Source organism: Haloplanus sp. GCM10025708 (genome assembly GCF_042663985.1).
Lineage (GTDB): Archaea > Halobacteriota > Halobacteria > Halobacteriales > Haloferacaceae > Salinirarus > Salinirarus marinus.
The window spans coordinates 1,292,831-1,316,436 of record NZ_JBHSZA010000011.1 but is presented as its reverse complement, the minus strand read 5'-3'; the positions used below and the strand labels follow the sequence as shown (position 1 = coordinate 1,316,436).

Here is a 23,606-nt window from a genome sequence, read left to right as displayed (position 1 = left end):
CCCTCCCTGGAACTTCTCGAACGCGGTTCCAGAAAAATTGTACGCTTAAATATCTTCGACTGGAGACTTCACGGCTGTAGCCACGAGGGTACGCCACGCGACCGCTCGCTGCGACCTCCGCGTTCAGGACCGATCGCATCGCCCTCGGTTTGGTCGTGGTACTTTCCCGAACAGATGGTATGTTACCGTATGCTATGACGACTCCCCCACCGGAGAGACGACTCGTCGACAAACTGCGCCGGGGGCCGATCCCGACCCGACACGACTTCGCACTCTTGATTATTCCGGCGATCTACGGCGTCGCGGCGACGATTTTCTACCTCTATCCGATCGACGTTTACCTGTTGCTCGGCGGTGCCTCGGTGGTCGCGTGGGGAGTGATCGCGAATCTCCTGTTCTTTCATCCACCGTGACCTCCCTGGGTCTCCCACGGGGTGTCGTCTCCGGGAGGGGCGCTGGACGCTACGATTCGCTGCCGGGAATCGGCTGGTGAATCCGGGACCAGCGAGGCCGGTTTGCCGTCCCCGAGGCCGGATCGACCCCGGAGGCGTTCTCGCAGCGAACGATCGTGCATCTGTCAGTCAACACGCTTATTCGCCCGCAACTGCCAACGTCACTCATGGACAAACGGGCCGCAGCCTCTGCAACCGCGTTCTGGGGGAGGCAGGCGACGCCGAAGCCCGTGAACGCTATCAGGCGCTCGTGAATTCGATCGACGACGCGATCTACCACCTCGACGCCGAAGGTCACTTCGTCGCCGTGAACGACGTCGTCGTCGCGGAGACGGGGTACTCGCGCGAAGAGCTCCTCGGAGAGCACGCCTCCCTGCTCTTCGACGAGACCGACGGTTCGGCCGTCGAGTGCGGATCGGGGCCGCCCGGCGCGACTACTCCCGGACGGAGCGAACCGATCGTACTCCCCGTCGAGACTGCGTCGGGAGAGCAGATCCTCTGGGAACTGCGGACGACGCCGCTCGTCGAGGACGACTCCGATCGGGGCGCTATCGGAGTCGCTCGCGACGTCACCGACCAACGGGGGCGCTGGCGGGACCTGAAGCAGTACGAGACGATCGTCGAGACGGTCAACGACGGCGTGTACGTCGTCGACGAGGAGGGCCGGTTCACGATGGTGAACGACGCGTACGCGGAGATGCTCGGCTACGATCGCGAGGACCTGATCGGGGAACCCGTCTCGCTCGTCGTCGACGCGGACGCGGCGGCGCGCGCACAGGAGATAGAGGCGGCGATTGACGAGGACGAAACGGCCGAACCGTCGATCGAGGCGGAACTGAAGACGGCCGACGGGGATCGGATCGTGGCGGAAGCGACGTTCGCGTTGCTGCCCGGCGACGACCGACGCTGGCACCGAGTCGGCGTCGTCCGGGACACGACCGAGCGTCGGGAGCGAAAGCGGGAACTGAAAAAGTACGAGGCGATCGTCGAGACGATCGACGACGGCATCTACGTGAAAGACGAGGAGGGCCGGTTCACGATGGTCAACGAGGCGTACGCGGAGCTGACCGGCTACGATCGCGAGGAACTGATCGGGGAACACGCTTCGCTCGTCGTCGACGAGGACGTGATCGAACAGTCGCGCGAGTGGCGGACGTCGACGGCGGACGACGAGGCGTCTCCGCCGGCGGTGGAAGCCCCCTTCGGACGGCGGACGGTGACACCGTCCCCACGGAGGGCGTCTCCTCGACGCTCCGGACGGGCGACGGCGAGCAAAAGGAAGTCGGCGTCGTCAGAGACATCACGGAGCGAAAGGAACAGCGACGCAGGATCGAGGAGAGCGAGCGCCGCTATCGGACGCTCGTCGAGAACTTCCCGAACGGTGCCGTGGGGCTGTTCGACGAGGACCTCCGCTACACGGCCGCCGGCGGGCAGTTCCTGGACGACGCCGACATCCCGGTCCAGGACCGGGTCGGGCACAGCGTGTACGAACTCTACCCCGACGACCTCGTCGACGAGGTCGAACCGTACTTCCGGGCCGCGCTCGAGGGCGAGAAACACTCCTTCGAGGTCGAGTACCACGACCGTCACCTGTTCGCCCACACGCTGCCGGTCGGGGACGACGAGGACGTGTCCGTCGGGATGCTCGTCATCCAGGACGTCACCGAACGACGCGAGGCTCAGCGGGACCTGCGCGAGAGCGAGGCGCGGTTCAGGCTGCTCGCCGAGAACCTGGAGGAGATCGTCTGGATGGCCACCGCCGACGCCGAGGAGTTCGTCTACATCAACCCTGCGTTCGAGGACGTCTGGGGACGCGACCGGGACGCCCTGTACGAGGAGCCGCTGTCTTTCCTCGACGGGGTCCATCCCGACGACTTGGACCGGATTCGAGAGGCGTTCACCGCGCTCCCGGAGGGGAGTTCGACGAGGAGTTCCGGATCGTTCGACCCGACGGCGAAGTCAGGTGGATTCACGCGCGGGGAACCCGGGTGTACGACGAGGACGAGGAGATGGCTCGGATCGTCGGAATCGGCGACGACGTCACCCAGCGAAAACAGCGCGAGCAACAGCTCGAAGAGTCCGAACGTCTGTACCGAACGCTGGCCGAGAACTTCCCGAACGGTGCCGTCGGCGTCTACGACCACGACCTCCGGTACACGCTGGTGGCCGGTGAGAAGGTTGGGGACCCCTTGCCAGCGTGGAGGCACACGAGGGGACGCGGATGCCGGAGCGGTACCCCGCTGCCGTCGTCGACGACCTCGAACCGGTGTTTCGAGCGGCCGTCGAGGACGGCGAGACCGAGAGCGTCGAGACCACGTTCGCCGACCGGAACTGGCGGGTGTGGGCGACGCCGCTGCGCGACGCGGACGGCGAGATTTTCGCGGGGCTGGGCCTCGCCCAGGACATCACCGAGCAGGTCGAGCGGAAGGCACAGCTCCGGCGTTCGAACGAGCAACTCGCCGCGCGAAATCGCCTCAACCAGATCGCCCGCGACATCAACTGGCAACTGGCACAGCAGTCGACCCGCGAGGAGATCGAAGCGGCGGTCTGTGAGCACCTCGCGGAATCGGACGCCTACGAATTCGCCTGGATCGGCGTCGCGGACGGAGACACCGACGAGGTCGTCCCGTCGGCGGCGGCGAACGCGCAGGGGTATCTCGACGAGGTGACCATCACCGTCGACGAGAGCCCGACCGGTCGAGGGCCGACCGGGACGGCGCTTCGCACGGGCGAGTCCCAGATCGTCCACAGCGTCGAGAACGCCCCCGAGTACGACCCCTGGCGCGAGCAGGCGGCCGAGCGGGGGATCCGCTCCTCGGCGGCGATCCCGATCGTTTACGAGGACCAGCAGTACGGCGTGCTGAACGTCTACTCGACCCGAGAACGGGCGTTCGACGACGACAAGTACGAGGTCCTCCGTCAGCTCGGCGAGATCACGGGCCTGGCGATCGCCGCCTTCGAGCGCGAGCGGCAGGTCCACTACGAACGCGAGCGCCTCGAATTCGTCAATCGGCTGCTCCGACACAACCTCCTCAACGGGCTGAACGTGATCCAGGCACAGGCGGGGTTGCTCGAACCGCACGTTCGGGCCGAGGGCAGTCGCTATCTGGAGACGGTCCGCAAACGGGCCGACGATCTGATCAGCCTCATCGAGACGATGCGCTCGCTGATGGCGATCGTTACCGACGAGAACCAGGAACTGCAGGCGGTCGACCTCGAATCCATCCTCCGGGAGGAGCTCCAACAGGTCAGCAAGAGCTATCGCGACGCCGAATTCGAGCTCCGCGGCGACCTCGGTGACGTCGACGCCGTCCACGCGAACGAGGTTCTCCCGGAGGTGTTCGAGAACCTCCTGGTGAACGCCGTCCGGCACAACGACGCGGAGACGCCGGAAGTCACGGTCTCCGTCGAGAGCGCGGCCGACACTGTCACCGTCCACGTCGAGGACAACGGCCCCGGCGTCCCGGACGAACTGAAAGACCGCGTCTTCGAGAAAGGCGAGAAGAACTTCGACAGCCCCGGGACCGGGTTCGGGCTCTACCTGGCCCGTGAAATCGTCGAGAGCTGCGGGGGGACGATCAGCGTCGCCGACGGCGACACCACCGGGGCCGTCTTCTCAGTCAGCCTACAGCGCGCGTGAGGCCCCGGCCGCGTCCGTAGCAAGTAGAGACGGCGGTGACGACCCCCAAACGCCGCTGTGAATGCTTTTTCCCTCGCTATCGCCTTCGTTCGGTGTGTCTTTCTCTTCGATCGGTCTGGCGATTCACGGCGTCGCTTCGGGGCCGGTGACGGTCGACATGGCCGTCGTGTTCGCGCTCATTCTTCTGGCACTCGTGCTGTTCGCGACCGAGCGGCTTCCCGTCGACGTCACCGCTCTCCTAGTGATGGTCCTGTTGATCGTCCTCGAACCGTGGACGCGGATCTCCGCACGCGAGGGCATCTCCGGATTCTCCAGTCCCGCCACCATCACCGTGTTGGCGATGCTCATCCTGAGCACGGGCGTCAACCGGACGGGAATCGTCCAGTCGATCGGTCGAAAGATGTCCGACTTCGCCGGACTCGACCGCCGCAAGCAACTCGCCGCGACCATCGGCGTCACCGGGCCGATCTCGGGGGTCGTCAACAACACTCCGGTCGTGGCGATTCTGGTCCCGGTCATCACCGACCTCGCACACAACGGGAAGACGTCGCCGTCGAAACTGCTCATTCCGCTGTCGTTCGCGTCGATGCTCGGGGGACGCTGACGCTCGTCGGAACGTCGACGAACATCCTCGCGAGCGACATTGCGGCCCGGATCGGTGCGGAATCGCCCGAACTCGGCCTCCACGCGTTCGGGATGTTCGAGTTCACCAAGCTCGGCGTCGTCGTGTTCGCGGTCGGGACGCTCTATCTCATGACGATCGGCGTCCGGTTGCTCCCCGAACGCGTGCCCGCCGAGGACGACCTCGTCGAGGAGTACGATCTTCAGGAGTACCTCGCGGACGTCGTCGTGCCCGCGAATTCGCCCTTCGTCGGACAGACCGTCGAAGAAGCCTTCGAAGACGGCGAATTCGACGTCGACGTGTTACAGCTGATCCGATACGGGGAACGGTTCGACGAACCGCTCGCCCGAAAGGAGATCCACGAGAACGACACCCTCCGCGTCCGGGCGAACCGAGAGTCGCTCGAACGCATCATGGACGCGGAGGGGCTCACCTTCTCCGGCGGCCCTCGCACGGAAGACGACCTCCATCCCGGCGAGGAGGAGCCGGTCCTCGTCGAAGTCGTCATACCGTCGGGGTCGTTTCTCGTCGGGGAGACGCTCGCCAGTTCGACGTTTCGACAGCGCTACACCGCGAACGTCCTCGCGTTCCGAAGCCGCGGCGACGTGGTCCGTGAGCGATTCGAGGACATTCATATCCGAGTCGGTGACACCCTCCTCGTGCAGGCACCACCCGACAGCCTCACCCGCCTCGTCCAGAACGAGGACTTCATCGTGGCCCACGAGTTCGAGGGCACCGACTACCGGAGCGAGAAAATCCCGTTCGCCGTCGCCATCGTCGCCGGGGTCGTGGCGCTGCCGGCGCTGAACATTCTCCCCATCGTCGTCTCCGCGCTCGCGGGGGTCGTGACGATGATCCTCACCGGCGTTCTCAAGCCGAACGAACTGTATCGATCCGTCGAGTGGAACGTGATATTCCTGCTGGCGGGCGTCATTCCGCTCGGACTCGCGCTCCAGCAGACCGGGGCCGCGGAACTCCTCGGGAACGTCGTCGCGTCGACGGAGACGTTCCTTCCGGTGATCGGCGTCCTGTGGGTCTTCTACGTCGCGACGGGGCTGTTGACGAGTGTCATCAGCAACAACGCGAGCGTCGTGTTGATGATCCCCGTCGCGGCGAGTGCCGCCCAGTCGATCGGGGCGAACGCGTTCGCGTTCGTCCTCGCCGTGACGTTCGCCGCCTCGACGGCGTTCATGACGCCGGTCGGCTACCAGACGAATCTCTTCGTCTACGGACCCGGTGGATACACGTTCTCGGACTTCCTCCGGGTCGGCGCGCCCCTGCAGATGCTCCTTTCCGTCGTCACGGTGCTCGGTATCGCGTACTTCTGGGGCGTTCGCGTGTGACTGCCGGCGACCGTCGCTGAGTCCCGTTACGCCGCCCGCCGGTGGGAACTGCTGATACCTCGGAAGCGTCCGGTCGTTGTGCCGAATCGTCCACGTCGTCTGCTCAGAACGTATCTTGTGGACGAATTAACTCAGTTAGCATGGTAATTGAATATATGTCCACTGTATGTTCGGAATAGCGGGTGTAATACGGAACTCTTAACCGTACACCGAAAGTACGTTTAGTCGCAATGGCAAACGGTAAAGTTGACTTCTTCAACGACACTGGCGGTTACGGTTTCATCTCGACGGACGACTCTGACGACGACGTATTCTTCCACATGGAAGACGTCGGCGGCGAGGATCTGACGGAAGGGACGGAAATCGACTTCGACATCGAACAGGCCCCCAAGGGCCCCCGCGCGACGAACGTCGTTCGCAACTAACGTAGTTTCGCACCGTCGCCACACGGCGACACGACGTACTTTCGCTTCTCGGCAAATCGACCGGTGAGAGTCGTCGCCGTACCTGCTCTACCGTGTCCCACGCAGTTCGTCCCCCGGAAACGCGCCAGCGACACCGTCGACGATCGTCGGTCCGCAAGCCGCTCACCCGGTCGCACCTCGCGAGAGCGGTCCTGACCGCCGCCGAACCCTTATCCCCCTGGCAGCCGTTCCGTAGAGACGATGAACCCCTTTCGGAAACTCGGCCGGCAGGTCGAACGGTTCAAATCGAACGCCGAGGAGGCGGCCGGAGAACGCCCCCGGTATCAGTGTACGGAGTGCGAGGCGCGCTTCGACGAGGCACACCCGCGCTGTCCCGAGTGCGACGCCGCGAACGTCGTCTCCATCGACGACAAAGCGGAGTCGTAGTCCGTGAACCACCGTCTTCGAGAGCCTGGCGAGTCGGACGATGCCGACGTCCGCCCGGGCGCGTCGCTGGAACGACCGCCCGGAACGGTTCGGGCGGCGAATTCGCCTCGCAGGTGAGCCGTCCGAGAGTCGAGCGGATTTCCTGGCTTATTTACTGTGGGACTCGGTAGCATTGAGTGATGACCCCGCTCGAGCTCGCTCTCCGGTTGGCCGCTGGTCTCTTTCTCATCTTGACTAACGGCTTTTTCGTGGCCATCGAATTCGCACTGACCCGGGCCCGGCAGTTCACCGAATCGGAGTTCGTCGACGGCACCCCGGCGCTCGAACGGGCCTGGGAGATGACGAACGAGCTGAGATCTATCTGACGACGTGTCAGGTCGGGATCACGGCATCCAGTATCGCGGTCGGGATCGTCGCCGAACCCGCATTGGCCGCCCTGTTCGAGCCGTATTTCGCCAACACCCCGCTCGCGTCGATCGGCGCGGGCGCGGTCATCGCGTTCGGTATCATCAATCTCCTGCATCTCACCCACGGCGAGCAGACGCCGACCTACCTCGGCGTCGAGCGCTCCCGGATGGTGTGTCGGTACGGAGCCGCGCCCTCTACTGGTTCAACTGGCTGATCTCGCCGCTCATCACGGTCGGCGACTGGATCGCGAAGGGGACTCTCAAACTGTTCGGCATCGAGATGACGGGCGCGTGGCTCGAAACCGAGGAGGAGGTGCTCGAATCGCGGGCGCAGCTCCGGAATCGGCTCCATTCGCTGCTCGAAGAGGGCGAGCTTCCCGAGGAACGGCGCGACGAAGTTCTCAGCGCGCTGGACGTCGGCGAACTGCCGATCCGCGAGATCATGGTGCCCGCGGACGAACTCGTCGCGCTGTCGACGACCGTCTCCGTCGAGGAGAACTTCGAACGGATCCGAAATACGCCACACACTCGGTTTCCGCTCGTCGGGGACGACCCGACCGACTTCCACGGCATCGTCTACGCGCCCTCGATAATCGACCACTACGAGGAGCTACGGGCGGGCGATCTGTCCTTCACCGAGATCGCCGCGCCCCCGATGACGCTGGCGGCGGAGACGAGCGTCAGCGACGCGTTCGATCAGTTCCAGGCGGAAGACCAGGAGCTGCGCTCGTCTTCGAGGGCGGTGAGGTCGTGGGGCTTCTCACGGCGACCGACGCGCTCGAAGCGGTGATGGGCGAACTCGAAGACCCGCTCGACTAGTCCGGACCACCGCCGCGAATCGTCCGCCGCGTGCGCGAGCGATAACCGCTGTTGTCGCCCGCCGGCCGGTCGGATCGCTCGTCGGCGTCGACTGCACCAGGCCGTCGCCGAAGACGAGGGCCTCCGTCTACCCGGAACGTCGTCGGGCGCGGGATGCCTGTCGGTCCGAGGGCAGTGACCCGGGCGGTTCGCGCTGCCGGGAGCGGCTTCGCCGAGAGAGGCTGTGAGCCGAACTGACGGCGTTCGGCAGATCAGCACCTGGGTCACCGATTATATCCCGTCGCATCCGACCACGAGGCGGTGTGAGCGCGACCGTATTTCTCGAGACTCCGCTGGACGACGAGCACAAAATCGAGTGCGCCGAGGCGAAGATAGTCGGGGACGTCGTCTTGGCGACCCCGGACGGCGACGGGAAAGATCGGGTAATCCCGGTGTCGAACGTGACCGGCGTCACTGGCGACGAGGTCGAACAAGACGTCGAGGAGGTCGAGTTCCCGGGCGGACGGGTCACCGAACTCATCACCTACCTCTACTGAGGTCTCGGCTGCGAGGCGAAAGTCGGCCCGGACGTTCTCGACGCGCGGCTACGTCGAGGAGAACAGCGCCGCGTAGTTCGGACCGAGCTGCTCGCGGGCGCGTTCCATCTCGTCGTGCGCGACGCTGTCGAGGGCCCGGACCACGCGCTTGGCGTAGTCGCGGGCCGACGTCTCGTCGATCCCCTCCCGCTCGGCGACTCGCTCGACGAACTCGTCGCCGTCGAAGGCGGCGGAATCAGGTGATTCGCGGTCGACGAGGGCCGCGGCTTCCCGCTCGGTGAGATAGGCGGCGACGTCCTCGGCCTCGCCGAGCGTGAGTCGCTCACCCAGCGTCTCGAGGACCGACTCCGTTGCGTCCCGGGCGTCCTCCTCGGGGATGTCCGTTTCGATGGCGAGCGCACCGGAGAGCGTCACTTCCACAGCGAGTGCGTCCTCGTCGAACAGCGGACCGTACTCCTCGGGGAGCTGGCCCCGGATGCTCTCGTACTCGAACTCGTCGAGGGCGCGGTACAGCGCGAGTATCACCGCCTGCGCGCGTGCCAGAGCCACCTCGCGGTCGAACCCGGACTCCTCGCTCACTCGGTCGAGGAACGCCGGAAACTCCAGTGGGGCAGCCTCCTCCTGCTCGTCGACTAGCAAGTGCCCCGCGAACTCCGGCGGGAGCTGTGGCGCGGCGTCTTCGGCCTCGCCCCGAGCGATACATTCGCTGAGCGCTTCGAGAACGGCCGCGATCGTCCGTTGGGCGTCCTCGGACGATTCGAATCCGCCGTGCTGGCGAACGATCTCCGTGAAAACGTTGGCGTCCATCATCGTTCAGAAGCGGGGGATTGGGCTTCGATGACGTCTTCGGCGGCGTCGTACTCCTCCTGGATGACGAACAACAGGTCGTCCAGCGACAGCAGGCCGACGAGTTCCCCGTCGGCATCGACGACCGGGGCCCGCCGGACGCCCTCCTCGCTGAGAGTCTGGGCCGCCTGGAACACCGTCGCGCTTTCGAGGATCGTCTCGACGTCGCGCGTCATCAGTTCGTCGACCGTCTCGTGACCGACTTCCGGATCGTCGGCGAATCCGAGCGCGAGTTGTCGATCGGTGACGATTCGACCGGCAACGACTCCTCTTCTACCACGACGCTTCCGACGTGTTCGTCTCGCATGACTCCGGCGACGTCACTGAGTGTATCGTTTCTCGCCGCCGTCACGACGTCGGACGCGGCGATGTCTCTTGCTGTGGCCATTGGATCCACAAAAGACTGCTCCCCGAACGCGGGTTAAACGAGCACCTACATAGCGAAGGGAAACTGGTTTTATTAAATTCTCCTTCGAAAACGGGACGAATGTACGATCGGATCTTGCTGTCGACGGACGGAACCGTCGCGTCCGAGGAAGCCGAATCACACGCGATCGCGCTCGCAGAGGCCCACGACGCCGTTCTTCACGTGCTCTACGTCGTCGACGAGGACGTCGTGACTGCGTACAGCGGCGACGAGTACGTCGACGAGGCCGAAGGGCCGGAACACGGCCTCGAGGAACACGGACGGGAAACGCTCGCAGAGGTGCGTGCCGAAGCGAGCGACACCGGGGTCGAAGTCGTGGAGACGATGCGTCACGGCCGACCGGCTGAGACGATCGTTACGTACGCCGAAGAGGAGGACGTGGATCTGATCGTTCTCGGCACGAAACGACGGCCGGAAGCGTACCGGGCCCTCCTCGGAAGCGTGACCGATCGAGTCCTCCGACTGACGACGCGGCCGTCGACCGTCGTGAAAACCGACGTGAGCGAGTAGGCAGCGATCCGTCACTGGGCCTGTCACGGACGGCTAGTCCTCCACGGCCCGACACGGCCGACGTCCGCCGGGGGCCCGACCCCTTCGCGCTCGAACCGACTCGTTCGGGGCGGCCAGTCGCGTTCTCGGCCCCTCTTCGGTGTCGTCGACGACACCTAGCCGCCTCGGCAGAACTGGAATCCGCGGTTTCAGGCCAGTATGCCCGCTTCGTCAATCGTCCTCGGTGACAGTGTCCGAAGACAGATTGAGATCGCCAGAGATCCCCTCGCTCCAGTCGAGTCGCCGCTGGAAGTACAGGGCAACGTTGACCAACGCGAGCAGCACTGGCACTTCGATCAGCGGGCCAACGACCGTCGTGAACGCGACGCCGGAGCCGACACCGAACACCGCGACTGCGACGGCAATTGCCAGTTCGAAGTTGTTCGATGCGGCAGTGAACCCGATAGCCGTCGTCGTCGAGTAGTCCGCACCGATCCCTCTCCCCATACCGAAGCTCACCAGGAACATCACCACGAAGTAAATCGTCAGCGGCACGGCGATCACGAGGACACTCTCCGGCGACGCGACGATATTCTCGCCCTGCGTTGCGAACATCACAATCACGGTGAACAGCAGTGCGACGAGCGTCAGTGGATCGATTTTCGGGACGAGTACGTCGTCGTACCACTCTTCGCTCTTCGCAGGATTCCGACGTAGCGGGTCAGGAATCCGCCGACGAACGGGATTCCGAGGAAGATAACAATCGCCTGGAACACTTGCATCGGCGTGATGTCGAACGTCTCGATCCCGGCGACGAGCGTCTCCATGCCGAGCAGTGGCGGGAGGACGAGTCCGAAAAACCAGACGTACACCCCGTAGGTGAGTATCTGGAAGAGACTGTTGAACGCGACCAATCCAGTGACGTATTCGGTCGAGCCCTCGGCCAACTCGTTCCAGACGAGTACCATCGCGATACAGCGGGCCATCCCGATGAAGACCAGACCGAGGAAGTACTCGGGACGAGCAGGCAGTCCGGGAACGAGACCGCTGAAGAAGACGACGGCCAGTCCGAACATCAGCGTCGGTCCGATGAGCCAGTTCTGGACGAGGCTCAGTCCGAGGACGCGCCAGTTGCTAAACACGGTCGGGAGCCGCGAGTAATCCGCCTTCGCTAGCGGCGGATACATCATCAGAATCAATCCGATTTCGACGAGGTAGAGATTCTGAATCGGCTGTGTCACCGACGGGGCGACGAATCCGAGTCCGACACCGACGGCCATCGCACCGAAGATCCAGACGGTGAGATACTTGTCGAGGAAATCCATCGACCGCGGATCTCCGCAACTCTCGCAGTCACAGTTCGGTCCGTGTTCGTGGATATCGACGTTACTCATCGGTAATCACTCCGGTTTCCGCCCGGTAATGCTCGCAGAGACGAGGAATTCGCTCACGTCGTATTCGTCGTCCCATTCGCGGATGAACCGGTCGCTGTCGTCTTTCGGGGAAATTTCGACTTGCTCGAATCCGGCGTCAGTGAGCATCTCTCGGAGTCGGTCGATGGTCGCTGCGCCCGCGACGCAGGAGACGACAGAGTCCGGGTCGGCACGGACGCCCTCTGGGACATCGGCGGTCATGACGAGATCCGAGATAGCGAGTCGCCCACCCGACCGGAGTACACGGAACGCCTCCCGGAAGACCTGTGGCTTGTTCGGGGAGAGATTCACCACGCAGTTCGAGATGACGACGTCGGTGCTGTCGTCGCCGACTGGCAGATGCTCGATCTCACCCAGCCGAAATTCGACGTTCTCACTCTCGTTCTCGTCGGCGTTCGCGCGGGCTTTCTCGACCATTTCCGGCGTCATATCGACCCCGATCACCTGGCCTGCTTCACCTACTCCCTGGGCTGCGAGGAAGCAGTCGAAGCCGGCCCCGGACCCGAGATCCAAGACAGTTTCGCCGTTAGATATCGATGCGAGCGCCTGTGGGTTGCCGCAGCCGAGACCGAGATTTGCCTCGCCTTCGACGCTCTCGACGTCAGCGGTCGAGTAGCCGAGTTGCGCTGCCGTCTCGGCGGTTCCTTCTGTAGCAGAAGCACCGTCTGTGCAACACTCGTCCGAGGAACTGCGACTACTTTCCGCCTCGGTTTCCGTCGCGATCCGGGCGTACCGTTCACGAACGACGCGCCGTTGCGTCGCCGGATCGAGCGGACCGTCGGTCTCCGTCGGTTCGGAGTCAGACACGCTGGGCCACCTCTTCTTCGATCTCGTCGAAGAGTTCACGAACTCGCTGTCGGATCTCCTCCCGGATTTCGCGTACCTCGCCGAGATCCTTTCCATCGGGATCATCGAGTGCCCAATCTCGAACGTCGACCGCCGTGTCGTCAGCGTCGAAGTCGAGCGTCGAGCAGCCCATTGTCGCCACGTAATCACAGGATTCGAGTTCCGACGTCGTGATCTCACGTGGTGTCCGGTCAGAAAGGTCGAACCCCACTTCCTCCATTACTTCGACGACGATCTCGTGGACGTGATCTGCCGGGTGCGTTCCGCCAGTGAGGATTTCGACCTCGTTCTCGAGTCCTCGGTCTCGCCGTTCTTGTTCGGCGAAGGCGGTCGCCGTCTGGCTTCGTCCCGCGTTTTGGACGCATATGAACGCCACTCGAACAGGAGCGTGACTCATCGAGATCGCTCCCTGGTCTCGTCGAGTGCACCGAGGAGAGCAACTGCCCGCTCGGTTGCTTCGTAATATCGCCAAGTGCCATCCTTGCGGCGCGAGACGAGACCGGTATCGTACAGATCGGAGAGCGCGTGGCTTACCGCGCTATCGCTGACGTCGACGACGGGCGTGATTTCACACACGCACAACTCGCGCTCGGCAACGGCCAGGAGTCGAACGATCGTGTAGCGAGTGTCGTTACTGAGAGCTTTGAGTGCCGCCTGATCCCGAGCGGTATCCGGTGGGAAATCCGTAACGTGACGTTCGAGCGTTTCGACCCGTGTTTCGATATCGGCGGCGCAGCACTCGCCTTCCTGATCGGTGATCAACCGCTCGAGTCGTTCTGACTGTCGGCTCATAGATGATTATCTGAACAGCCTATCAGATAACTATTGCGGATTACACGACTTATCTCTCATGCGTATGCTTCGAACTCCTCGCCGAATACAGCGAAATATCCCGCTCCTGAAGGCCAACGACGGTAGCGAGCGTGAACGCCAGTGACGGGTTCTGTCCGTACAGCCAACCGCCAACGGCGGCACTGGGAACGACGATGGTGTTCCGGAGGAGATAGTACGTCCCGGTAACACGTCCACCGGTGTTTTCCTGTGCCGGACCGACGATCATCGCCTTGTGTGCTGGGAGGCCGGCGAACCGCAGGCCAGAGTACGCGAACAACGCGACCAAGACCCACTGGCTTGCGGGGGCGTTGATCAACAGAATCGGGAACGTCGCATAGACGAAGAAGCCGAGCCCGACGACCGGCTTCAATCCGGTATACTCCGCGAGCTTCGAGATGGGTGCCTTCGTGAGAATTGCGATCACCATCTCGATGCCGAGCAGCACACCGAAGAACGCGTCCGGTCGGAGAGTTATCCCGAACCCTTGGAAACCGACGCTGAGGAAGTCGGTAACGACGATGACGAAGAAGACGTAGACCATCCCGTTCGCGAACCGAACGAGGGTATCCGCGACGAGCAGTGGCCGGAGCGTTTCTGGCATCTCTCCGAGGTCACGTCGGATCTGGTCAAGCCCCTCGAAGGAGTCACCAATCGCATCTTCGCTCGCATCGTAGAGGACGTGTTGGGCGACGGTGGCAACGATACCGAACGCGATCCCGAGTAACAGGATTCGCTGGAAGCCCCCGACGAACGTGGCCGAAATAGCGAGCAGACCCGCGGCGAGTAGCGGACCGATGAGGAAGCCGATCCGGCGGAAAATCTCGGTCGAAGCGAACCCCATCGCCAACTTCTCCGGCGGGACGCTCTGCTTGACGATGGCAAACGTCGCTCCGAGCCCGAACGATTTCCAGGCCTGTGCGAGGAACAACCCGATGAAGATCCACGACCACGCGGGGACCGTTGCGCTTCCGACCGTTATCGGGCCGAGTTCGGGTGCGAGCCACCAGAGCGCGAATCCGACTGTCGTCACCACTGCGAATCCGGTAAGCGCGATGCGCGAGCCTACGCGGTCTGAGAGCGCGCCACCGGGATACGGATACACCGCGCTGACGAGATTACTGACGCTGCCGTACAGTCCGATAGCGCCCGCTCCAGCCCCCAGAACGCGCATGTACTCGGGAACGTAGCGACTCGTCATCTGGAAGCTAAGACTGAACGCCAGCATCGCCAGTGAGAGCACGAGGACGTCGCGTTCAAGGGCGAAGAACTGGCGGAACGAGTCGAACAGGTCGTACGAATCCGTTTCGTGTTCGGTTGCCATGGGTTGTTACGGGGTGAAGAAGACGCCGGCACCGTGGATGCCGTCGACGTTGACCAATACGACTTCCTTGCCGGAGAACGTCCGTTCTCCACTAATCAATCGAGCACGTCCGGTGGCTCCCGGTCACCCGTCCCGTTGTCGGATGGGTCGACTCCCGCTCTCGAAGTTCCTCGTCGGTGGTTCGCTCCATCTCTGGTCGAACCGGCCATGCTATCTACGAGTAACGAGAGGCGTCGAATAAGCGTTTGGCCGACAGACCATCGGACCATATCTATTCGAACCACCAACGTTTACCGCCCGTTAAAGAGCCTGTATCCCCGCTAACGCGATATTCGAAATGGGCGCCTAACACTACCGGGCGAGAATCCACCAGTAGCTCGGTGAAACTGAGAACACTCCGTAATAGCAGAAAATCGAGTAATTCACTCAGCAGCCGGGTAATTCAGGGGGTTACTCGTCTTCGAGGGCGTCGTAGATATCGCGATGTTCGTCCCGGTCGGCCTTGGCAACACGGAGTACGAGTTCGTGCCGAATGTCCTCCATCACGTCGTCGAGTGGAGTGCTTTCGCCCTGTTGCTCTTCGGTCGCCATGAGTGTGCCTTGTCCGCGGGCGTGGTTAATCGTTCGGGTCCGACGGCTCGTCCGTCAGTTGTTCGAGTCCGTGCCGAACGAGTTCGTCTCGCCATCGTTCGATTTCTTCGGCAAGGTCTATCTCCTCGGAATTCGCTCGTAGGTAGTCGATAATTCGTTCTTCGCTCACCGTCGTTTCGTCCGTGCCGAATCGTTTCAGAACGTCTATAATATCGTCGTCGTAATCGAATCGATAGCCGTTGAGGAGATAGAACACGACGACCGTGTTGAGTGCCGTCCGCTTGTTTCCGTCCACGAACGGATGATTGGCAACGAGCAGCCGAAGCAGGTGAAACGCCTTCTCGTCAATCGTTTCGGGAACCGCTCCGAAACTCCCCTCTTCGATATATTGGAGGGCAAACTCCACGTCACCTCGATTCTGGACGCCAGGGCTGGTATCCGAGTACTCCGAGACGATGTCGTCGTGGATATCGAGGATATCCTCGACTGACGGATACCAGAGCGGATCACTCATTCGTATGTGCCCACCGAAGCCGAGAAGATGTAGCTTTTCACGAGGCGGTTGGCTCGGCTCTCGCTGGTACTCAGTTCCAAAATGTACGCCTGGAACACTACCGGCCGAGTTTCTACCAGTAAGCCCGGTGGAAGTATCACAGTCCAACGTCCGGCGACCGAGCGGTTCGGAGAGCCCGGTAGGTCGCCGGTTCACTCGCGCGAACGGACGTGAGCGCGAGGCCGACGAGCGACTAAGCGCCGAAGGCGCGCTGGAGCGAGGAGTGCTGGTCGAGCTTTTGCAAGCGAGCGTAGCGAGCGCTGCAAAAGCTCGTAGTGTACGCCCGGAACACTACCGGGCGAGTTTCTACTAGTGAACACGCATATGAAGTACGGCAGTACATTCATTACATCAGCACTCCAATCTCACAGTATGCCCGTGAGCATCGACGAGTTCGAATCGGGGGATTTGCCGGAGGGGCCGAGCGTGCCCGAGCAGGTGATTACACACCTCCACACGCACCGGGACGCGGCGTTCACCCGGTCGGAGATAGCTACAGCCATCGGCGAGGACCCGAACACGGTCGGCACCGCGCTCACGCGATTGAAAGAGCGTGACCTCGTCCGCCATCGAGGGCAGTACTGGGCAATTACGGAGGACGAACAGCGGGTCGCCGCAGCGTACGATCTGCACGACGTGAGCGAACAGCTCGACGAAGCCGACGGCGGAATCGAGTCGGAGCACTGGGACGCTGTCGCACCCGACCAGCCGCATCCGAGCGAACAGGATTCGAGCGAGGACGAGTAATCGATGGAGCCGGAACGCGGCGATGTCGTCAGGAGTACCGATCCGTTCAAACTCGGCACTGATCGCCAGCGACCGTGGCTCGTCGTGAACAACAGTTCCCACCCGTTCGCCGACGAGCAACACGTCGCGGTCGCTATCTCGACGAAGGAATACGACGACTCGCTTCGTCTCGGGGAGGACGTCTGGGAAACGGGCGGGGTTCCACGAGAGTCGTTCGTTTCGCCGTGGGCGATCCACTCGCCCCGGAGCGAAGACCTCGTCGCGTGGCAGGGCCGAGTCACTGACGACTTCGTGGATCGCGTCGTAGACTCACTGGAGACGTATCTGCGGTAGTTCGAAAGTGTACGCCCGGAACACTACCGGGCGAAGATCTACTAGTAGGCTCAGTGGATGTGAAATCGAGTGAGTGGTCTCTGCTCAGTATAGTCTAACTTAATCTCGAATTACTAGCACGGTATTTAGTTTCGGGTCAAATTATCTGATCAATCGTATTTAATCATACAATAGACCGTGTTAAATGTTAGCACAATATTTTTCCCAACGTTCGGACAATCATTGGTAATGGGCGAGTCTATACACATTCTTCACGTTGATGATGATCTGAGTTTCGCCGATACAGCAGCAAGACTTCTCGAACGTGAAGATGACCGATTCATCGTCGAAACGGTGACTGATCCCGGTGAAGGGATGGATATACTCTCCACCAGCGAATTCGACTGCATCGTCTCCGACTACGAGATGCCTCAGACAGACGGTATTGAATTCCTCAAAGCCGTCCGCGAGGACCATCCCGAGTTGCCGTTCATTCTATTCACCGGCAAAGGATCCGAGGATGTCGCCAGCGACGCACTCTCTGCCGGTGCAACCGATTATCTTCAAAAGGGAAGCGGAACCGACCGGTACGAACTGCTTGCAAACCGGATTCAGAATAGTGTCGAACAGTATCACAACAAGCAACGCCGGGCGGTGCTCGAACGGATCCGCAGAATCGTTAATGATGTGAATCAGGCGCTTATCCGAGCGTCATCCCACCAGCAAATCGAAACCCAGGTCTGTGACATACTTGCCGACGCCGATCCGTATCGATTCGCGGTAGTTGCCGATGTCGATGAAGAAACGAAGCAAATTCAACCATCTACGTGGGCTGGCAAGGGCGAAGAGTTTCTTGACAGGTTCGAGATGTCCGTCGCAGAGGATGCACCGGGGCGAAAGGCTCCCGGCGGCCGTGCGTTCCACAAGCGAGAAATCGCTATCGCTCAGGACATCCAGTCGGATCCCACGTATGAGCACTGGCGAAGTCTTGCGTTAGAACACGGGTTTCAATCGCTCGCTGTCGTCCCACTGGACTACGACACTGAATTCTACGGGCTTCTGGCTGTCCTCGCCGACCGTCCGAATGCATTTGAAGAGTCCGAGCAAGAAGCGCTTGAAGAACTCGGTGACGATATTGCCCACGCCTTGGCGTCGCTGAATGTCCGAAATGAACTCGAACGCTATCAGGAGTACACGGAGCGTATGCTTGATGCCATCGATGACTTGTTTTTTGTCCACGATACCGAAGGCAACCTGCAACGGTGGAATAACGCCTTCACCGAGGTCACGGGCTATTCGGACGAGGAAATTGCGTCGATGAAGGGCATAGATTTCGTCCCCGAGGAGCACCGCGAGCGAACAGCAGCAGCGATCGAACGAGTCTTCGAGACGGGACATACGCGACTCGAAGCCTCTCTCTTGACGAAAAGTGGGGAAACTATCCCCTACGAGTATGCGGCAGATCGGGTTGAACATCCCGACGGCGAGCCGCGTCTCGTCGGTGTCGGGCGGGACATCAGCAAGCGCAGAAAGCGTGAACAGGAGTTGAGGGAGAGTGAACGTCGCTACCGCACTCTCGCGGAAAACTTCCCGAACGGCGGCGTCTTTCTACTTGATGAGGATCTTCGTTACCAGCTCGTCTCTGGCGCTGGATTCGATGCGATTGAAACGTCGCCTGACGATCTGACCGGCAATACCGTTGCTGAGGTTGATCCGTATTCGGACGAGATCGTTGAACTCTTGGAAACCACGTTTACACGGGCGCTGGAAGGCGAAACGACAACGACTGAACTGACGTACGTAGAACACATATACGATCTTCGGGCTGTGCCTGTGCGCGATCACGAGGGAGCCGTCACGCAGGTATTAGCAATCACACAGGATATGACTGAGCGTAAAGAGCAGAAACGTGAACTCAAACGCCAGAACGACCGACTCCAAGAGTTTGCCAGTATTGTCAGCCACGACCTTCGGAATCCGTTGAACGTTGTAGGGGGCGGCTCGAACTGGCTCACGAAGATTGTGACAGTGAGCATCTTGAGTATGCGGCGTCCGCTCTTGATCGGAGTCTCACGCTGATTGAAGACCTCTTGACGCTCGCCCGTGAAGGCGTCCACGTAGGGGAATTCGAGTCGGTTGACCTCGGGAAACTTATCAAGAACTGCTGGCAGACTGTCCCGACTGCCGAGGCAACGCTGGTCACTGATACCGATCGGGAGATTCAGGCCGATAGTAGTCGTCTGGAGCAATTGGTGGAGAATCTGATTCGGAACGCAGTCGAACACGGCGGAAATGATGTCACGATCACGATCGGTGATATTGATGATGGATTTTATGTTGCCGATGATGGACCAGGCATTCCCGAGGATGAGCGTGAGCAGGTGTTTGAATCCGGCTACTCGACAGCAAAAGAGGGATCAGGCTTCGGGCTCTCAATCGTGAAGGAGATCGTTGACGCACATAGGTGGAATATCCGCGTGGTCGAGAGCGAGACCGGCGGTGCACGGTTTGAGATTACCGATGTGACATTTACTGCTGAGTAGCTGATTGCATCGAGAAAGAGATGAGTGACGGAATCTCAGTAATTGTGGGATGATCTGTGGCTTGCTTAGTTTGCAGTTCTACCGGATGAGTAGTTCAACACGAACCACGTGAAATAAACGAGACTATGGGAGTGTAACGAACTACAGCCTACAGTCGGATTACAAGGAATCTTTGACGGGGGTAGCGAAAACCCCCATCGAATCCTATCTGTTTGGCCATACTGGCAGGTTTAGACCGTTGTAATTCATATTATTTTCAAATTATCTGAGTGGCATATCAAAATTATACGCCCGGAACACTAACGACCGGCCTCATCCCGAGGCGGCGTGCCGCGTCGGCCGGGAAACCCTCGTGCCGGGCGGCCGTCGAACGCGTGGGACGGCACCACTGTCGCGTGCCCGGGTTCGCCGCGCTGTCATCGCTCCCCGGTGGGGAGTACTCGGGCGGGGACTAAAGGCACGCAGTGGGTTTAGGACGGCGAGTGACTAACGGCTTGCGGAACCCGTTCCGTCGACGTTTCACGGGCGTCGGCGTCGCGGCCGTCGACGGCGGACGCCTCAGTACACGTATTCGTCGTCCCGGATCTGGACGCATCGACTGCCGCGGAGGCCGAACTTCCGCCACTTGTAGCCGGCCAGAAGCTTCATCGCGTCCCACCCGGCCGCCAGCGTCCGGTCGAACATCTCGTAGCCCTCGCGTCCCGCGAGCATCTTCCGGGCGGTCCGGAACGCCCGGTCCCAGTCGTCCGGGCCGTAGTCGCGGACCATGTCGGCCATGGCGACGTTGCGCCGGACCTCGTTACCGATGGCGTCTTTCCACGCGTCGTTGTACCGGGAGAGGTCGCCCGCGGCCGCGAGTTCGCCGGCGATGCGCCCGGTCCGGATGGCGACGTGGTCGCCGCCTTCGTGGAACGCCGACGTCGCCCCCATCGCGCCGCCGGCGACGGCGACACCGGCGTCGACGGGCGAATCGACGGGGCGCGTCGAGGAGATGGCGTACGTCTCCGTCCCGCCGCGCTTGCCCCGGTCCTCGACGAGCGGGAAGTCGTCGGGCACGTCGTACTCGTCGCCGTACTCCTGTTCGAGGAGGCGGCGGACGTACTCGCGGCCCTGCGGGATGCGGTCGTCCTCCGAACGGAGGAGGCGGTATTTCTCTCGGTCATCGACCGTCGAGAGGTCGACGCCGATCGGCATCGTCAGGCCGATGCGGGCGACGTCGCCGTCGTTCGGGAAGATCCACGGGTAGGCGGTGTGGCCCGGGATGTACCCCCACCAGAAGCGGATGGCTCCCCGCACGTCTTCGGCGACGGCCGGCGGGAGGCGTCGGTGTTCCTGATAGGCGATGTGGTTGACCTCCGTCGAGTCGAGGCGGTCGGTCACGTCGAAGGGGAGGTAGCGATCGAGGACGCGGTTCGTGACGGTCCGCTGGGGGCCGTCGGCGAGGACGAGGAAGTCGGCCGCGAGTTCGTCCCCGTTGGCGAGGCTGAGGACGTGCCGCGGCGACTCGTCGAGATCCGTCTCGACGCCTTTGACCGACGTGCCGACGCGATACGCCGCGCCCGCGTCCTCGGCGCGCTCGCGAAGCCAGTCGTCGAACTTCGCGCGGTGGAAGGTGAATCCGAATCCGTCGTAGGAGGCGTCGATACCGGTGTCGTGGAGCATACACGACTCGTGCGGGCCGACGAACTCCGCCCGGTCGAGTTCGTGTAACACCACGTCGTCGGGCATCTCGTCGGGGTGGATGCCCATGATGTCGACCCAGTAGTCGAGGATGCCCGCCGCGTCGGTGGAGTCGGGCCCGAGGCCCTCGCGGTCGGCCCGCGGGACGCCTTTCTCGAAGACGACAGCGGACGCTCCGTTCGCGGCGGCGGCGTGTGCCGCTGAGGACCCCGCCGGCCCGCCGCCGACGACGGCGACGTCGACGTGCTCGGTCATCGCGTCGCCCCCGTCGACCCTCGGTCGACCGACTGTGCCGGACCGCGGCCGGGAGCGACCCCGCGTGTCTCGGCTACGAGGCGCTGTTGGGCCTGCGACCACGTCGACGGTGCTGCGTTCGGCTCCATCGTTGCTTCTGTAACAGGGGACTACGGTGAAACGTTTACTGTTCGACGCGCAGCGACTCGGACGACTCGGCCGTACCATCTGGGCGACTCGACCGTCCCACTTGGGCGACTCGGCCATCTCATTCGAAGCCGTCGGATGGGGTCCTCCCGACCTGCGATGACGAACACTGATATGTGACGGCGAAGACCCGTACCCCATGAGCGATCCCGACATCGCGGTCCTGCGACAGAAGATTCACGGAATGCCGGCAGCGGACTACGCCGACGAGATCCGGCCCCGTCTCCCGGACCACGAGGTGGCCGTGGCGACGACGCCGGAGGAGGAGCGCGAGCTACTCCGGACGGTGCGCGTGGCGACGGGTATCACCTTCCCCACCGAACTGCTCCCCGAGGCGTCGAATCTCGAACTGTTCGCGTGTGCGTACGCGGGAACGAGCCACCTCGACGTCGACGAGTTCGCGGCCCACGACGTCGCCGTGACCAGCGCGTCGGGCGTTCACGGGCCGAACATCGCCGAATACGCCGTCGGCGCGATGGTCTACTTCACCCGCGGTTTCGGACAGGCGCGCGAACAGCAGGAGCAGCGCCGCTGGCAGTCCTATCCCGGCGACGAACTCATGGGGAGCACCGTCACCGTCGTCGGCCTCGGGGCCATCGGCGAGACGCTGGTCGACCGCCTCGATCCGTTCGGCGTCGAGACGCTCGGCGTCCGCTACTCGCCCGAGAAGGGCGGTCCTACCGACGAGGTGTTCGGCTTCGACGAGATTCACGAAGCGCTGGCGCGAACCGACTATCTGGTCCTCGCCTGTCCGCTGACCGAGACGACGCGCGGCCTCCTCGGCGACGACGAGTTCCGGACGCTCCCCGCGGAGTCGCTCCTGATCAACGTCGCGCGCGGCCCCGTCGTCGACACCGACGCACTGCTGGGCGCGTTGCGGTCGAACGACGTGCGCGGTGCCGTCCTCGACGTGACTGATCCCGAGCCCCTCCCCGAGAACCATCCGCTCTGGGGGTTCGACGACGTCCTCATCACGCCACACAACGCGGGTCACACGCCGAAATACTACGACCGACTGGCGGACATCCTCGCGGAGAACGTCGAACGCGCGGCGGAGACCGGAGCGTTCGAGGAGCTGGAAAATCAGGTCGTGTGAGGGACGCGACCGGTCAGGCTTCGGGTTCCGCGATCGTGTTCCGGAGGGTGCCGACGCCCTCGTAGTGGATTTCGACGTCGTCGCCGGGTTCGACGAGGCCCGGGTTGGCGGGGCTGCCGAAGGCGACGACGTCGCCCGGGCGGAAGGTGAATCGCTCGGAGAGATAGGAGACGATCTCGTACGGGCCGAACAGCATCAGTTCGGTGTTGGCCTCCTGTCGCCGCTCGCCGGCGACGTCGGTGTGCATGTCGATGGCCGTCGGATCGAGGTCGGTCTCGATCCACGGCCCGAGCGGGCCCGAGGCGTCCCAGGCCTTGCGCGCGGTTCGTCCCTGCTGGTCGAGGGCGTCCATGTCGTTCATGATGGTGAACCCGAGGAGGGCGTCGGGGACCTCGTCGGGGTCGAGACGGTGACACCGCTCGCCGACGACGGCCGCGAGTTCGCCCGCGTAGGTGACCTCCTCGGAGAAGGTGGGATACGGGACGTCGTCCCCGGGACCGACGACCGACGCCGGCGGCTTGATGAAAAAGTCCGGTTCGTCGGGCGTCTCGTACTCCATCTGTTCGAGGGTCTCGGCGTAGTTGCGGCCGACGCAGTACAGCGACGACGGCTCACAGGGCGCGACGAGTTCGGCGTCTTCGCCGACGACGTACTCGCCGTCGTCCGTCGAGACGACGCCGTCCTCGTACTCTCCGGAGACGACACCCGCGTCGGTTTCGATGCGTGCGAGTCGCATGGGCGGTGCTCGCTTTCGACCCCTAAACCGGTTGTGAATCC

General features: G+C 62.6%; 21 protein-coding genes and 6 pseudogenes. 15 read left to right on the top strand and 12 right to left on the bottom strand.

What is annotated here, in order from left to right:
• The first annotated feature begins 275 nt into the window (after positions 1–275).
• The 9 genes and pseudogenes from ACFQJD_RS10355 (at position 276) to ACFQJD_RS10315 (ending at position 8,670) form a co-directional block, all read left to right on the top strand.
• On the top strand, positions 276–413 hold the full coding sequence (locus tag ACFQJD_RS10355; protein ID WP_379798049.1) for a hypothetical protein: 138 nt from the start codon (positions 276–278) through the stop codon (positions 411–413).
• A gap of 76 nt (positions 414–489) precedes the next feature.
• Positions 490–1,554, top strand: a pseudogene (locus ACFQJD_RS10350) (PAS domain S-box protein); the annotation flags it as partial.
• 44 nt (positions 1,555–1,598) lie between these two features.
• Positions 1,599–2,464, top strand: a pseudogene (locus ACFQJD_RS10345) (PAS domain-containing protein); the annotation flags it as partial.
• A 185-nt stretch (positions 2,465–2,649) separates the two neighbouring features.
• On the top strand, positions 2,650–4,092 hold the full coding sequence (locus tag ACFQJD_RS10340; RefSeq protein WP_379798047.1) for a sensor histidine kinase: 1,443 nt from the start codon (positions 2,650–2,652) through the stop codon (positions 4,090–4,092).
• A 157-nt stretch (positions 4,093–4,249) separates the two neighbouring features.
• A pseudogene (locus ACFQJD_RS10335) lies at positions 4,250–6,057 on the top strand (SLC13 family permease).
• Between the two features lie 230 nt (positions 6,058–6,287).
• A complete protein-coding gene (locus tag ACFQJD_RS10330; protein WP_089822659.1) occupies positions 6,288–6,482 on the top strand; it encodes a cold-shock protein in 195 nt (64 codons plus the stop codon).
• 240 nt (positions 6,483–6,722) lie between these two features.
• Positions 6,723–6,908 (top strand): hypothetical protein, encoded by a 186-nt coding sequence (locus ACFQJD_RS10325; protein WP_379798045.1) that lies wholly within the window; start codon positions 6,723–6,725, stop codon positions 6,906–6,908.
• A 179-nt stretch (positions 6,909–7,087) separates the two neighbouring features.
• A pseudogene (locus tag ACFQJD_RS10320) lies at positions 7,088–8,134 on the top strand (CNNM domain-containing protein).
• A 302-nt stretch (positions 8,135–8,436) separates the two neighbouring features.
• Positions 8,437–8,670, top strand: a complete 234-nt coding sequence (locus ACFQJD_RS10315) for a hypothetical protein (protein ID WP_379798043.1) — start codon at positions 8,437–8,439, stop codon at positions 8,668–8,670.
• A 48-nt stretch (positions 8,671–8,718) separates the two neighbouring features.
• On the opposite strand, the gene ACFQJD_RS10310 is transcribed toward ACFQJD_RS10315, so the two are convergent.
• The 3 genes from ACFQJD_RS10310 to ACFQJD_RS10300 are packed head-to-tail and all read right to left on the bottom strand — an operon-like array spanning position 8,719 to position 9,904.
• Positions 8,719–9,477: a DUF2267 domain-containing protein gene (locus ACFQJD_RS10310; RefSeq protein WP_379798042.1), complete on the bottom strand. Its 759-nt coding sequence runs from the start codon at positions 9,475–9,477 to the stop codon at positions 8,719–8,721.
• Positions 9,477–9,692 (bottom strand): HPP family protein, encoded by a 216-nt coding sequence (locus ACFQJD_RS10305; protein ID WP_379798040.1) that lies wholly within the window; start codon positions 9,690–9,692, stop codon positions 9,477–9,479. The genes ACFQJD_RS10310 and ACFQJD_RS10305 overlap by 1 nt, the downstream gene beginning before the upstream one ends.
• A complete protein-coding gene (locus tag ACFQJD_RS10300; RefSeq protein WP_379798038.1) occupies positions 9,692–9,904 on the bottom strand; it encodes a CBS domain-containing protein in 213 nt (70 codons plus the stop codon). The genes ACFQJD_RS10305 and ACFQJD_RS10300 overlap by 1 nt, the downstream gene beginning before the upstream one ends.
• A 99-nt stretch (positions 9,905–10,003) precedes the next feature.
• On the opposite strand from ACFQJD_RS10300, the gene ACFQJD_RS10295 reads away from it, so the two are divergent.
• Positions 10,004–10,453, top strand: coding sequence for a universal stress protein (locus ACFQJD_RS10295; RefSeq protein ID WP_379798036.1), 450 nt, complete (start codon positions 10,004–10,006; stop codon positions 10,451–10,453).
• Positions 10,454–10,663: 210 nt separating this feature from the next.
• On the opposite strand, the pseudogene arsB reads toward ACFQJD_RS10295, so the two are convergent.
• The 7 genes and pseudogenes from arsB to ACFQJD_RS10260 all read right to left on the bottom strand — a co-directional run bounded on the left by arsB (position 10,664) and on the right by ACFQJD_RS10260 (position 15,971).
• A pseudogene (gene arsB / locus ACFQJD_RS10290) lies at positions 10,664–11,826 on the bottom strand (ACR3 family arsenite efflux transporter).
• 6 nt (positions 11,827–11,832) lie between these two features.
• Entirely contained in the window at positions 11,833–12,672 is an 840-nt protein-coding gene (gene arsM, locus ACFQJD_RS10285; RefSeq protein ID WP_379798034.1) for an arsenite methyltransferase, read from the bottom strand.
• Entirely contained in the window at positions 12,665–13,108 is a 444-nt protein-coding gene (locus ACFQJD_RS10280) for a low molecular weight phosphatase family protein (protein ID WP_379798032.1), read from the bottom strand. The genes arsM and ACFQJD_RS10280 overlap by 8 nt, the downstream gene beginning before the upstream one ends.
• A complete protein-coding gene (locus ACFQJD_RS10275) occupies positions 13,105–13,503 on the bottom strand; it encodes an ArsR/SmtB family transcription factor (RefSeq protein ID WP_379798030.1) in 399 nt (132 codons plus the stop codon). Before ACFQJD_RS10275 ends, ACFQJD_RS10280 begins: the two co-directional genes overlap by 4 nt.
• A 56-nt stretch (positions 13,504–13,559) precedes the next feature.
• Positions 13,560–14,866, bottom strand: a pseudogene (locus ACFQJD_RS10270) (MFS transporter).
• 450 nt (positions 14,867–15,316) lie between these two features.
• Positions 15,317–15,457 carry a hypothetical protein gene (locus tag ACFQJD_RS10265; protein WP_379798028.1) on the bottom strand — a complete coding sequence of 47 codons (141 nt, stop codon included), beginning with the start codon at positions 15,455–15,457 and terminating at the stop codon, positions 15,317–15,319.
• Positions 15,458–15,482: 25 nt separating this feature from the next.
• Complete coding sequence (locus ACFQJD_RS10260; RefSeq protein WP_379800479.1) at positions 15,483–15,971, bottom strand: type II toxin-antitoxin system death-on-curing family toxin; 489 nt, start codon at positions 15,969–15,971, stop codon at positions 15,483–15,485.
• Between the two features lie 411 nt (positions 15,972–16,382).
• On the opposite strand from ACFQJD_RS10260, the gene ACFQJD_RS10255 reads away from it, so the two are divergent.
• From ACFQJD_RS10255 to ACFQJD_RS10240, 4 genes are all read left to right on the top strand, one after another.
• Positions 16,383–16,757, top strand: a complete 375-nt coding sequence (locus ACFQJD_RS10255) for a hypothetical protein (RefSeq protein WP_379798026.1) — start codon at positions 16,383–16,385, stop codon at positions 16,755–16,757.
• 3 nt (positions 16,758–16,760) lie between these two features.
• Positions 16,761–17,090, top strand: coding sequence for a hypothetical protein (locus tag ACFQJD_RS10250; RefSeq protein WP_379798024.1), 330 nt, complete (start codon positions 16,761–16,763; stop codon positions 17,088–17,090).
• Between the two features lie 228 nt (positions 17,091–17,318).
• Positions 17,319–19,148, top strand: a complete 1,830-nt coding sequence (locus ACFQJD_RS10245; protein WP_379798022.1) for a PAS domain S-box protein — start codon at positions 17,319–17,321, stop codon at positions 19,146–19,148.
• Between the two features lie 11 nt (positions 19,149–19,159).
• The gene (locus ACFQJD_RS10240) at positions 19,160–19,612 is read left to right on the top strand and encodes a sensor histidine kinase (RefSeq protein WP_379798020.1); all 453 of its coding nucleotides are present in this window, start codon (positions 19,160–19,162) and stop codon (positions 19,610–19,612) included.
• A gap of 558 nt (positions 19,613–20,170) precedes the next feature.
• On the opposite strand, the gene ACFQJD_RS10235 is transcribed toward ACFQJD_RS10240, so the two are convergent.
• The gene (locus ACFQJD_RS10235; protein ID WP_379798018.1) at positions 20,171–21,547 is read right to left on the bottom strand and encodes an NAD(P)/FAD-dependent oxidoreductase; all 1,377 of its coding nucleotides are present in this window, start codon (positions 21,545–21,547) and stop codon (positions 20,171–20,173) included.
• A gap of 325 nt (positions 21,548–21,872) precedes the next feature.
• Between ACFQJD_RS10235 and ACFQJD_RS10230 the strand changes: the two genes are divergently transcribed.
• Positions 21,873–22,829: a D-2-hydroxyacid dehydrogenase gene (locus ACFQJD_RS10230; RefSeq protein ID WP_379798016.1), complete on the top strand. Its 957-nt coding sequence runs from the start codon at positions 21,873–21,875 to the stop codon at positions 22,827–22,829.
• 13 nt (positions 22,830–22,842) lie between these two features.
• Here the strand turns inward: ACFQJD_RS10230 and ACFQJD_RS10225 are convergent, their stop codons facing one another.
• Entirely contained in the window at positions 22,843–23,565 is a 723-nt protein-coding gene (locus ACFQJD_RS10225) for a fumarylacetoacetate hydrolase family protein (RefSeq protein WP_379798014.1), read from the bottom strand.
• Positions 23,566–23,606: the final 41 nt, after the last annotated feature.